Annotated in this window: 8 protein-coding genes; 6 read left to right on the top strand and 2 right to left on the bottom strand. The window is 61.8% G+C overall.

Annotation, left to right across the window (positions count from 1 at the left end):
* Positions 1–24: 24 nt before the first annotated feature.
* Positions 25–3,261 carry a DUF8693 domain-containing protein gene (locus QMK33_RS16155; RefSeq protein ID WP_283565654.1) on the bottom strand — a complete coding sequence of 1,079 codons (3,237 nt, stop codon included), beginning with the start codon at positions 3,259–3,261 and terminating at the stop codon, positions 25–27.
* A 128-nt stretch (positions 3,262–3,389) separates the two neighbouring features.
* Positions 3,390–4,022: an LON peptidase substrate-binding domain-containing protein gene (locus tag QMK33_RS16150; RefSeq protein WP_283565653.1), complete on the bottom strand. Its 633-nt coding sequence runs from the start codon at positions 4,020–4,022 to the stop codon at positions 3,390–3,392.
* A 139-nt stretch (positions 4,023–4,161) separates the two neighbouring features.
* Here QMK33_RS16150 and QMK33_RS16145 point away from each other — a divergent pair, with 139 nt between their 5' ends.
* The 6 genes from QMK33_RS16145 (at position 4,162) to QMK33_RS16120 (ending at position 12,598) form a co-directional block, all read left to right on the top strand.
* Positions 4,162–4,578 (top strand): hypothetical protein, encoded by a 417-nt coding sequence (locus tag QMK33_RS16145; protein WP_283565651.1) that lies wholly within the window; start codon positions 4,162–4,164, stop codon positions 4,576–4,578.
* A gap of 208 nt (positions 4,579–4,786) precedes the next feature.
* Positions 4,787–9,280, top strand: a complete 4,494-nt coding sequence (locus tag QMK33_RS16140) for a CusA/CzcA family heavy metal efflux RND transporter (protein ID WP_283565650.1) — start codon at positions 4,787–4,789, stop codon at positions 9,278–9,280.
* Positions 9,281–9,348: 68 nt separating this feature from the next.
* The gene (locus QMK33_RS16135) at positions 9,349–10,548 is read left to right on the top strand and encodes an efflux RND transporter periplasmic adaptor subunit (RefSeq protein ID WP_283565649.1); all 1,200 of its coding nucleotides are present in this window, start codon (positions 9,349–9,351) and stop codon (positions 10,546–10,548) included.
* 245 nt (positions 10,549–10,793) lie between these two features.
* Entirely contained in the window at positions 10,794–11,267 is a 474-nt protein-coding gene (locus QMK33_RS16130) for a thioredoxin family protein (RefSeq protein WP_283565648.1), read from the top strand.
* 33 nt (positions 11,268–11,300) lie between these two features.
* On the top strand, positions 11,301–12,365 hold the full coding sequence (locus tag QMK33_RS16125) for an FAD:protein FMN transferase (RefSeq protein ID WP_283565647.1): 1,065 nt from the start codon (positions 11,301–11,303) through the stop codon (positions 12,363–12,365).
* Entirely contained in the window at positions 12,362–12,598 is a 237-nt protein-coding gene (locus tag QMK33_RS16120; protein ID WP_283565646.1) for a DUF4266 domain-containing protein, read from the top strand. Before QMK33_RS16125 ends, QMK33_RS16120 begins: the two co-directional genes overlap by 4 nt.
* The last annotated feature ends 165 nt before the right edge of the window (positions 12,599–12,763 follow it).

Here is a 12,763-nt window from a genome sequence, read left to right as displayed (position 1 = left end):
ACTTTATTAAGGAGAAAAACAACCTTAGTGTAGGCTCAGGCGCTGGGCGGGCAAGCTACCTACTACCTGGCCCTGCGCGTTTTGAGCGCTCAGGCGCAGCAGGTACACGCCGCCAGCTAGGTTACTGGTAGTCAGGTTGGTGCGAGCATTGCCCTGGGCGGCGGCCAGCGTGGTGCGGCTCACTATCTGGCCTAAGGCGTTCACCAGCGTAGCTTCTACCAGGCGCACATCCTGGGGCAGGCCCGTAACGGCCAGCGTTACGTTATCGGCCCCGGCGGCGGGGTTCGGGTAGAGGGTAGCCAGCGTTTGGGCCAGCGCGGCGCTCGGGGCCGTGGCCAGGGCCGAAGCCGAGCCAAACACGAGTGAGAAACGCCCGGTGCTAGCGGAATTAGCCGCAATGCTGAAGCTATAATTAGGCGTGGTGGCCAGGTTGGTAAGGGTGCCCAGTAGGGCATCGCGCAGGTACACCTGCGTGCCGGCGCTGGCAAAGTTGAGCAGGCTGGTAGCCGTGAGGCTATACGTGCCGGTCGGGGCACTCAGCTGCACCGCAATTACCTCGGTAGCGCTGGTGGCCACGAGCGGATTGCGGCCATCAATGCTCAAGCCGGTGGGCTGGTCGCCGGCGGCTACGGTAGCGGCCGTGCCCAAGTAGTAGCCGCTGGGGTTGGCTAGCTTGTAGGCGTCGAACTTACCATCAAACCCAGCCGTGGCGCCTTGCTCGAAGTAAACAAAGGTTTCGTCCTGGGCCGTGGCGATGGTAGCCGGGCTGCTGCCCAGGCCCAGGCTCAGGCGGAGCAACGGGCGGGTTTCGGCGGCCGTGCGCTGAAACTTGGTCGTTGATGAGGCCGCGCGGTTGCCGTTGGAGAGGGTAATGGAGCCGGTGCCGCCGCTGGCCCGCACAAGGAAGCCCTGGCTGCTGGCAATCAGGCCGGTGCCAGCCCCTACGCCATTGGTGAAGGAGGTGAAGCGACCTTTATAGGCTTCCGTGCTTTGAAACACGTATACGGCGGCGTCAACGTTGGTGAGCTGCCCGCTCGTAACTGTGCCCCAGTCGAGAGGCGAAGGGTAGGGGTTACCCACCAGTGCCCAGCCGCTGCCATCGGTATTGCCCGTACGGGTTAGGCCCCCAATGGTTTGGTCGCCGTTGTTGACCTGGCCGGTAAACTGCACTTTCTCCGTGTTGCCGATTTGCACGGTGTAGCTACGGCCCACTATCAGCGGGTCGTTCACCGATTGCGGCGACTGATAGCCTTTATCGAAATTGGTGAACGTAACGGCCGGCGAACCCGGAATCTTAGTTTCATCGTAGCTGAATACGTTGGGGTAAGTAGCCACCGTCAACGTATTGGGGTCCTGGGTATTATAGGCTGGGTTTACTTGCGCCGTAAAGCTGCCGCCCTGGCCCGTAGTGGTGAGGCTGTTAACCGTGGCCCGGGCGATGGGCGATGAATACTGGCGGTAGCCGCTGCTGCCGCTGTTGCCGCTGGCATCGATGTAGCGCTGCACGGTCGCGTTGCCGTTGAGGAAGTTGTTTGTGGTGCTGTTGTTCACCACGTAAGCCGTGCCGGCGGCATTGGAGAGCAGCGTAAATAGCTGGCCGGTACCAATAGTCAAGTTGCTGCTCAGCGTCAGGGCCTGCGTAATGCTTACGGCCTGCGAGGTAGTCGCAGCAATGCCCGCGCCTACGGACAGATTAGGGAAAGTAGTGGCAACGTTACCTCCTAAGTCATGAGTTATGGTACTCATATTAGGGTCATTGAGCAGAGCTAGAGTGCCACTGCCGCCGCCTGATACTTGGCTATCAGTATTCACAAAGTCGCCATAGATATTGAGGGTGCCGCCATCAGCCAGCGTCAATAGGGCTCCGTTTGTGAGCGTCACCGACAGGGCCTCGCTCACAGCAGCAGTGCCATTGGCGGGGTTGCTGGTATTCACCGTTGGCTGCGTCGTTACGGTGTAGCCGCTGCCAAAAGCCACAAATGTGCCGTTACCAGGAATCAGTACGTCATCAGTATTCGTTGGGCGGCCCATCGGGTACCAGTTATCGTTGTCGTTCCAAGCCGTAGGAGCAGTAGTGCTTTTGCCAATCCAGACTTTAGGACTATTACTCAGTGCCGCGATGTCGTAAATAAAGCTGGCTCCAGCCCCGGACAAATCCGATGCACCGTAGATATTTTTACCCGTAGCCTGCCCTGAAGTAGTAGCACCACTGCTGAAATCCAGGGTATAAAGATTCGAAGAATAACCATTGTTATTCGGATTACGGCGAGCTTCCAGCACGTAGGCAATATTACGCTGGCCGCTGTTGCCGCCCCGGTCATAGTAAAAATCAAGGTCGAGCCTAATGGTGGGAGAGTTAAGCGTTGTGTAAGAGCCGTAACCTGCGCTGCCCAACGTAGCAAACGTTAGGTCTGCTTGTCGGGTGAGTGCGCCGGTAGCGATGTTTTGCGTTACTACTTTGCCGACCCCGTTATTAATAGTCAGGTCGTAGAGTGTGGTGCCCGCCACCCCAAATGCGGAGTTAGTGTAAGCGCCAGTGCCCAAGTAATAGGGCACTTGATTGCCTTGCCCATCAGTAAAGCTTCCGGTGACGGGGCTACTTGCCCCAACAGCGCCTGTATTGGGGTTCAGTACGTAGGTGATGCCGTTGCTGGTGCCATTGCTGGTGCGCGGGCCCGACACCCGAATTCGGTCAGCCCGCGGGTTAAAGTCGAAAACGACGTTGTATAACTGCGGTGCGGCAGGGGTAGGCGTGGTGGTGAAATCTAATGTATTACCAGTGCCTACCGGAACGGTTGGGCTCGCTGCAAATCCTTTAGTAGGGTCTTGTAGGTCCAGCGTCAGTAAATTGCTGCTTACCGGGCTAACCAGAAAACTGTTGCCGGCCGCATTCAGAGTCAGAGTATACAGCCGGGCATTGTTGGTAGTAAGGTTGTAATTATACCCTAGTGCGTAAATCTGCCCCGTGCTGGGCCGCGTGTCAATAGCCACTAACCGTTGGCCTGGTGTAACGTTAGTTAGGTCTATCGCGATGGGCAGGGCCTGGATAAGCGGGTTTCCGTTATTTAAGTTAGCGGGGTTAAGCGGCAATATAAAGGTGGCTCCCGTGCCCACATTATAGCCAAGCCCATACACAGTGGTAGGCGTAACCGGCACCGAGGATGATTGGGCGAAGGCAGCTGGAGCCCCCAGTACGCCAAGCGCCACGACCGCTGGGCGCAGTCCTTTTGGTAACCCCAGGTGAGGAAATATTTTTTTCATAAAAAGCTGTTAATTAGGAATAGACAGTCTGGCAAATGTCGATTGTCGGCATTCGCGCAAACGTACGTATTCCCCGGAAAATCGGTTGATAATTCCGGTCACAGCCTTTAGCTATTTCAGAATAACCGCTAAAACTGCGGCGGCTGCAGGTTTTTGAAGTGCCCGTTCAGGCGCACGCGCTCCTTGAGGCGCTCGGCTTCGAGCACGGCGGGCAGCAGGCGCTCCAGGTGCTCGCGCACCATTTCCTGGCGCTCGACCTCGGCGGTGGTGCCCAGCAGCTGGTATTCTTGCTCGGTGCTGAGGCCGATGTGGTGGGCCACGTCGAATATTTTAAAGTCCGGCTCCAGCTGCAGCAGCAGCTTGCGCAGGCCCAGCGCCTCGTAGAGCTGGCGCACCTGCCCGGCAATGATGTCGCGCAGCAGCAGGTCGGGCTCCTCGTCCTGCACCACGGCTTCTACCTGGCCGGCGGCGTAGAGCTTGTCGGGGGCCTGGCGGTAGAACTGCTGCACCCGAAAAATGCCGATGGCCTCGGTGCGAATGTCCATTTCGCCGCCCGAGTGGGTTTTCTCCACGCTCAGCAGGCGCATCTCGGTGCCCAGCTCCTGCACGGCATTGTCGAGAAAAGGCGTGATGCCGAAGGGGAGGCCCTCCGTGAAGCAGTCGCGCACCAATTGCCGGTAGCGGGGCTCGAAGATGTGCAGATTCAGGTGTTCACCGGGGAATGCCACCAGGTTGAGCGGAAAGAGGGGAAGTAGACGCATGATGCGCCAAGAATACGTAGCGGCGGGCAAATGTTTTGGCTCGCCACAACTAGGCTGCAATCTTAAATTGCCCTTAAATTTGCCCATTGCCCTACTCCTTGAGAAACCTTCACCCCCCCCGGGCGTTGAGAAAGCACGTATGAAATCGGTGGTTTCCTTTTTTCTGGCCTGCCTGATGCTGGTGGGCAGCCTCATTCCGCAGAACGACCTGGCGGAGTTGAGCAAGCTGCCCCAGCTGCTGGAACACTACCGCTTCCACCATTCGGTGGCGGGCGGCGGCTTGTCGGTGGGCCAGTTTATGGCCGAGCACTATGGCTCGGGTACGCCCGTGCACTTTGGGTGCACGTTTTCGCCCCGGCACCAGCAAGACCACCAGGGTTTGCCCCTGCACGGGCAGCACGCATGCAGCGCGCACGTGGCGTTTCTGCTGCTGCCCGTGGGTGTGCGCCTGCTGCCACAGCGGCGCAGCGTAGCCAACCCTGCCTACCGGCCGGCCGGCCAGCCGCGCTATCAGGATGGCGCTGCCCCGGCCCTGTTGCAGCCGCCCCGAGCCTAGTGCTGCGCAGCCCCCGGGGGTAGTGCGCGCCGTTGCGCCGCCGGCCTGGATGGCCCCGCTGCCCACGCAAGGCGGCCCAATAAGTGAGCGATTACCGCGCCGGCCGAGTTGGTTAATTACTAGAAATCATCGCGGGTAATGCTCTTGCTGACAAGGGTTTATAAGCCTGACAGGTTTGGCCTGCCGGGTGCCGCATCTCCTCATCTTTATGCTGGAAAAAATAATTGCGGCCAGCGTCCGCAACAAGCTGATGGTGGCCCTGCTGCTGCTGGCCCTCATTGCCTGGGGTGGCTACTCGGCGGCCAATATTCCGCTCGATGCCATCCCCGACGTCACCAACAACCAGGTGCAGGTCATCACGCAGAGCGATGCGCTGGCCGCCCAGGAGGTGGAACAGCTCATTACTATTCCGCTGGAGCTCCAGCTGCGCACGGTGCCCGGCGTGACGGAAATCCGCTCCATTTCGCGCTTTGGGCTGTCGGTGATTACCGTCGTTTTCCCCGACGAAATGACCACCTACCAGACCCGCCAGCTGGTAGCCGAAAAGCTCAAAACCGCCGAGGCCGACCTCGCCGCCGGGGCCGGCGTGCCCACCATGGCCCCCATTACCACGGGCCTGGGCGAGATATACCAGTACAGCATTCGGGTGCTGCCGGGCTACGAAAAGCAGTTTTCGCTGGCCAAGCTGCGCGACGTGCAGGACTGGATAGTGAAGCGCCGCCTGGCCGGCGTGGCCGGCGTGGTAGACGTGAGTAGCTTCGGCGGCTACCTGCGCCAGTACGAGGTGAGCGTGGACCCCGCCCGGCTGGCCTCCAACGGCGTGACCATGAGCGAGTTGTACGCTGCTTTGCAGGATAACAACGCCAACACCGGCGGCGCTTATATCGAGCGCGGGCCCAATGCCTACTTCATCCGGGGCGAGGGCCGGGCCAATTCGCTCGACGACCTGGGGGCCACCGTTATCAAGCAGGCCGCCGCCGGCGCGCCGCTGCTGGTGCGCGACGTGGCCACCCTGCGCATGGGCCACGCCGTGCGCTACGGGGCCATGACCCGCAACGGCGAGGGCGAAACCGTGGGCGCGGTGGTGCTGATGCTGAAAGGCGCCAGCTCGGAGCAAACCATTAAGAACGTAAAGGCGCGGGTGGCCGAGATTCAGAAAACGATGCCTAAGGGCCTGGTTATCACCCCGTTTCTGGACCGTACCAAGCTCATCGACAAGGCCATTGCCACCGTGGAGCACAACCTCATCGAGGGCGGCGTGATTGTGCTGGCCGTGCTGCTGCTGCTGCTCGGCAACTGGCGCGCCGCCGTGGTAGTGGCCCTCATGATACCGCTGTGCATGCTGTTTGCGCTGGGCATGATGAGTGTATTCGGCGTATCGGCTAACTTGATGAGCCTGGGGGCGTTGGATTTCGGGCTGATTGTGGACGGGGCCGTGATTATCGTGGAGGCCGTCATTTTCCACATCGTGCACCAGCGCGACAAGGCCGCCCACGAAACCATGGACGACATGACCGAGAGCGCCGCCACGCGCCTCATGTCATCGGCCTTGTTTGGGCAGCTCATCATCCTCATCGTGTACCTGCCCATTCTGTCGCTGACTGGCATCGAGGGCAAGATGTTCCGGCCCATGGCCCTTACGGTGAGCTTCGCCATAATTGGGGCTATGCTCATGTGCCTTACGTTTGTGCCGGCCGCTACGGCCTGGGCCTTGAAAAAGGATATTAAGGAGGAAGGTACGATTGCCTACCGCATCATGAAGTTTTTGCACCGCGGCTACGACCCCATTATCCGGGCGGCGCTCAATGCGCGCGTTATCGTGGTGGGCGCGGCGGTGGCGCTGCTGGTGCTGGCGGGCTTTATCTTTTCGAAGATGGGCGGCGAGTTTATTCCGCAGCTCGACGAGGGCGATATTGCCCTGAACGTGACGCTCGCACCCGGCTCTTCCTTGAGCCAGACCGTGGCCACCAACCTGCGCATTCAGCAGATTCTGAAAGCCAAGTTTCCCGAAATCGAGCAGATTGTGGGCAAGAGCGGTACTTCCGAAATCCCCACCGACCCGATGTCGCTGGAAGACAGCGACGAGATGGTGATTCTCAAAGACCACAGCGAATGGACTTCGGCTGATACCCGCGAGGAGCTGGCCAACAAGATGCAGGACGCGCTGGCCGGTATTCCGGGGGTGAGCATGGAGTTTCAGCAGCCCATCCAGATGCGTTTTAATGAGCTGATTTCGGGCGTGAAATCGGACGTAAGCATCAAGATTTACGGCGATGACCTGGCCGTGCTCTACGAGAAAGCCAACGATGCCGCCGCGCTCATTCGCCCCCTGGCCGGGGTGGGCGACCTGAAAGTGGAGCAAATCGCGGCCCTGCCGCAGATGCGCGTCACCTACAACCGCCAGAAGCTGGCCCAGTACGGCCTGAAGGTGAGCGACTTGAATATGATACTGCGCACTTCCTTCGCCGGCAACGTGGCCGGGCAGGTGTACGAAGGCGAGCGCCGCTACGACCTGGTGATGCGCCTCGACAGCGTGCACCGCGCCGGCCTCACCAACCTGCAAAACCTGTACGTGGACACGCCCAGCGGCCAGAAAATCCCGCTCGACGAGGTAGCCACCGTAGCGTATAAGAACGCGCCCATCCAGATTTCGCGCGACGATGCCCGTCGCCGCATCAACATCGGCATCAACGTGCGCGGGCGCGACGTGCAGAGCCTGGTGCAGGAAATTCAGGGTAAGCTTGCTAAGGGCCTCAAGCTGCCGCCCGGCTACACCATCGTGTACGGCGGGCAGTTTGAGAATTTGAACCACGCCATCGAGCGCCTCAAGGTAGCCGTGCCGGTATCGCTGCTGCTGATTTTTCTGCTGCTCTACCTCTCGTTTCGGTCGGTGAAGCAGGCGCTGCTCATTTTTACGGGCGTGCCGCTGGCTACCATCGGCGGCATTATGGCGCTGTGGCTGCGCGGCATGCCGTTCAGTATTTCGGCGGGGGTGGGTTTCATCGCTTTGTTTGGCGTGGCCGTGCTCAACGGTATTGTGCTGCTGGCCAGCCTCAACGAGCTGGCCGCCGAGGGCGTGAAGTCGGTGCGCGACCGCGTGCTGCGCGCTACGGAGGAGCGGTTTCGGCCGGTTATCCTCACGGCCAGCGTGGCCTCGCTGGGCTTTCTGCCGATGGCCCTGAGTACGTCGGCCGGGGCCGAGGTGCAGAAGCCGCTGGCTACGGTGGTGATTGGCGGGCTGATATCGGCCACGCTGCTAACGCTGGTGGTGCTGCCGGTGCTCTACATGCTGTTCACTAAAGACGGCGAACCCAACCCCAAAGAGGCCGCCCAAGCCGCCGACGATGCCAAGCACGCCGCCGAAAAGGGCGAAGCGCCCGGCCAAAACCCGCCGGCTGAGCCCACCGTAGGCGCTGGCCAACCGAGCCAAACCCCGGCCAAGCTGCCCACCGCCGTAGCCACGGCCGTGTTGCTGCTAATTCTGCTGGGCGGCATCGCCCGCCCGGCGCTGGCCCAGAACACGCTCGGCTCCACGGCTGGCGCGCCCGTAAACCTGGGTCAGGCCCTGCAAACGGCCGGCACCCAAAACCAGTCGCTGCGCAACGCCGGCCTGCAAACGCAGCAGCAGCAGGCGCTTATTCGCACGGGCGTGGAGCTGCCGCGCACGGTGGTCGATTTTCAGCTCGGCCAGATATCGAGCAACCTGAACGACCGCACGTTCAACATTATTCAGCAGGCCGCTTTGCCGGGGGTGTACAGCGCGCAGCGCAAACTGCTTCAGGGCCAGGGTGCTACGGCCGAGCGGCAGGCCGCCGTGAGCCGGCGCAGCCTAGTGCAGGCCATCCGCAGCAACTACTACGGCCTGCTGGTGAGCTACCGCCGGGTGGCGCTGCTGCGCCGCCAGGACAGCCTGTACCGCCGCGCCGCCCACGCCGCCCTCATTCGCTACAAAGTGGGCGAAACCAACCGCCTGGAGCAGGTAGCCGCCCAGGCCCGGCTGCTGGAAGTGCAAAACCGCCTGCTCACCACGCTTTCCGACCTGGAGGTGCAGCGCGAGCAGTTGGGCCAGCTGCTGGGCAGCCCCGGCCTGGCCGCCATCGACACTACCGGCGCGCTGGTGGCCCCGCTCACGGCCGCCGACACGGCCGCCCTCTCGCCCGAGAGCAACCCCACGCTGGGCCTGCTGCGCCAGCAAATTGCCGTGAGCCAGCTCCAAACGCGGGTCGAGCAATTACGCCGGCTGCCCGACGTGCGCGCCGGTTACTTCCAGCAAACCCTCCGGCCCGAGTATAGGGCGCTGCGGGTGGGGCAGTTGGGCCTGGCGATTCCGCTGCTGGGCGGGGCCGGGCGGGCGCGGGTGGCCGCCGCCCGCTTGGGCGAGCAGGCGGCGGCCGGCCAGCTGGCCTACGCCACCAGCCAGCTCAGTACCCAGCTCAGCACCCTGCGCCGCCAGCTGCGCCGGGCGCAGGCGTCGCTCGATTATTACCAGCGCACGGCCCTGCCCCAGGCCCGGCTCATTCTTGATACGGCCGAAAAAAGCTTCCGGGCCGGTGACATCGACTACGTGACCTACGTGGTGAACACCGACCCCGCCTGGCAAATCCAGTCCAACTACCTCGACCAGGCCCAGCGGTATAACGACCTGGTAGTGAGCTTGCAGGCGCTCACGGGTACGGATATTCCGCAGGGCACTGCCAAGTAGCTGGCTTACCTCGGGAGCTCATCGCTAGTGTGAGCCCGTATTTCTTTTCGATTCGACCTTCCTTACTAATGTCTTTCAACCTCAACTTATACGCCCTCGCGGGCACCCTGGCGCTGCTCACGGCCTGCGGCTCGAAAGGCGGCGATGCCGCCCAAAAAGATGCCCCCGCCGACGGCAAAGCCGCCGCCCCGGCCGCCCCCGCCAACCCCAACCAGCTGTCCGTGAGCCCCGCCCAGGAAAAAGCCGCCGGCATCACCTTCGGCAGCTTCGAGCGCCAGAACATGACCACCGAAGTGCAGGCCAACGGCTCGGTGGAGGTGCCGCCCCAAAACCGGGTGTCCATCACGGCCGTGCAGGGCGGCTACGTGCAAACCGTGCTGGTGCTGCCCGGCGAGCACGTGGCGGCCGGCGCGCCAGTGGCCACGCTGCGCTCGCCCGAGTACCTCACCTTGCAGCAGAACTACCTTCAGAGCAAGGCCAAAGTACGCTTCCTGGCCGAAGACCTGGAGCGCCAGCGCATCCTCGACGTGGAGGATGTGGGGGCCAAGCGCAAGCTGCAGATGGCCCGCGCCGACTACGCCACCGAGCAGGCTATGCTGCGCGCCACCGCCGCCCAGTTGCGGCTACTCGGTATCTCAGTGGCCCACCTCGATGCTACCGGGCAACTAGTTACCAGCGTGCCGCTTACCTCGCCCATCTCGGGCTACGTGAAGGTCGTCAACATCAACCCCGGCCAGTACGTGGGCCCCCAGGACGTGCTGGTGGAGGTGCTCAACCGCGACGACCTGCACCTGGAGCTCAAGGTGTTTGAGAAGGACGTGGCCCAGGTGAAAGTCGGCCAGAAAATCCTTTTCAAAATTCAGAATGCCAACCGCGACGAGGAGCTCACCGCCCGCGTATTCCTGGTGGGCAAGGCCTTCGACGATAACGCCCGCACCGTGCGCGTGCACGCCCACCTGGAGCCCGAGCGGCGCGACTTGCTGCCCGGCCAGTTTGTGGCCGCCCGCATCCAAACGGCCGGCGCACGGGTGCGCACCCTGCCCGAGGCGGCCCTCATTCAGGCCGGTGAGCTGAGCTATATTTTCCGGCGCGTGGGCCAGGATTCGGGCCGCACCGTGTTTCGGCGGGTGCGGGTGCGCGCCGCGCCGCCCCAGCACGGCGATGTGGCCGTGACCGTGCTCGACCCCTTGCCCGACACCACCCAGTTGGTGCGCAAGGGCGCTTATTTTCTGGATGCCGAGCTGCGCAAAGGCGAAGGCGGCGACTAATTCCGGTTTGCGGATGGGCGGATGGCGCGGGGCCCTGCCCCGTGCCATCCGCGTAACAGTACTTATTTAGTCGTGAGCAATTGCTTACCAATGAGTTTTAAGTCAATCTTAAGACCCCGGCCAAGCTATTACAGAGCGGTTTCCGTTTTGCTGTCACCAACCCGGCAGCGTATTTGTACGGGTCTTCCTGCCGCGTAACGCCCGGACTTTTTACTATTTTCTTCTTTGGCCTTCTTTCTTCTGCTATGCGTGCCCTATTGCTAAACGCGCTCACAATCAGCTTATTCGCTTCGGCCTCGGCCGTTGCGCAAACCAGCCCGTCTGCATCCGGCCTGGCCTGGACCAGCTCGTTGCCCGCCGCTCTGGCGCAGGCCAAAGCCAGCCAGCGGCCGGTATTGGCCGTGTTCTCCGGCTCCGACTGGTGCAAGCCCTGCATGCTGCTCAAGCAGGAGGTATTCGACCAGCCCGAGTTTGCCAGCTATGCCCAGGATAGGTTTGTGCTGGCCCGCTTCGACTTTCCACGCAACAAAAAAAACCGCCTCGACCCGGCCCAAACCAAGCTCAGCGAGGATGCGGCTGCGCAGCTTAACAAGGAGGGCTCATTTCCGGCCGTGGTGCTGCTCTCACCCGAGGGTAAAATCTTGGCGCGCACCGGTTACCGCTCCGGCGGGGCCACTGCCTACGACGCCTACCTTACGCAATTGCTGGCTAAGAAATAAGCCTGTTTGCAGCTGATTAATTACGCGCCCACCATGAGCAAGAGGGGAGGAGCCTGGGTAGCCAGTAGTATCATTGCGCTGGTAATGAGCGGGTTGGGCGTGTTAGCCCAACCCCTGGCCCCGGTGCGCGCCCGCGCCTACACCCGCGAGGCGCACCTCATGGGCTCGCACTTCACGTTTACGGCTGTATCCAGCGACGACTCGCTGGCATGGCGCGCCCTGCGTGCCGGCCTGCGCGAAACCCAGCGCATCGACCACCTTTTTTCCTACTGGGATTCGACCTCGCAGGTGGTCAAAATCAACCGGCTGGCTGGCATCCGGCCAGTGGTGGTGGACCAGGAGGTGTTTGACCTTATCCAGCGCACCCTCAAGATATCGCAGCTCAGCGGCGGGGCCTTCGACATCACGTTTGCCAGCGGCGACAAGATATATCAGTTTGATAAACAGGCCCATGCCAGCCTGCCCGACTCGGCTACGGTGCGCAACTCGGTGCGCCGCATTGGCTGGCAAAAGGTGCGGCTCGATGCGGCCACGCGCGCCGTTTACCTGCCCGAAAAAGGCATGCGCCTGAACCTGGCGGGCGTCCTGCAAGGCTACGGCGTGCGGCGCGCTACCGAAATAATGAAACAAATGGGCATCGCGGGCGGCCTCATCAACGGCTCGGGCGACGTGTACTGCTGGGGCAAGCAGCCCGATGGCAGCGGCTGGCGCATTGCCATCGGCGACCCGGCCCGGCCGCACACCGTATCTTCCTGGCTCACGGTGAGCGACTTAGCCGTGGTAACGGCTGGCAATTACGAGCAGTATTTTACGGTGGCCGGTAAGTACTACGGCCACATCATCAACCCGCACACCGGCTACCCGGCCACGGGCCTGCGCTCGGTCACCATTATTTGCCCCGATGTGGAGCTGGCCGATGCCCTCGACGATGCCGTGTTTGTGCTCGGCCCCGTGGCGGGCCTGGCCCTCATAAACCGCCTCAAGGGCGTAGACGCCACGTTGATTACCGACGACGGCAAAATTCTGGTTTCCAGAGGAATGCAGATGAACGCCTACCACAGTGCCGCCGCGGCTCCGGCCCCCAACCCTGCAAAATGATGAATCTCCCCCTGTGTTTCCGCCCGGCGCTGCTGGGCCTGGCGCTGGCTGGCGCGGCTGCGCTGCCCGGCTGCGTGTCGGTGGCTGCCTACCAAAAAGCCTATCTCAATGATGAAGATATGAAGCTGGCTACCAAGAAGATAGAAACCTCGGAAGTCAACTTCGAGAGCTACCGCGAAGGTGCCGGCGGGGCCAACGGCGGTAAAGTAGGCGGTGGCTGCGGCTGCAATTAAAGGTGATTAAGTAATTGTCATTGCGAGCGCAACGCAGTGGAGCGCGACAATCTTTCCTGGTCGTCTGTCTCACTGCTTTAGTAACCTATGCGTGCAGGAAGGATTGCCGCGCTCCACTGCGTTGCGCTCGCAATGACAATGCGGAAAAATTAACTGAACTCCTTC

Source organism: Hymenobacter sp. H14-R3 (assembly GCF_030063445.1).
Lineage (GTDB): Bacteria > Bacteroidota > Bacteroidia > Cytophagales > Hymenobacteraceae > Hymenobacter.
The sequence above is the reverse complement of the archived record's forward strand: the minus strand, read 5'-3'. Positions and strand labels throughout refer to the sequence as shown.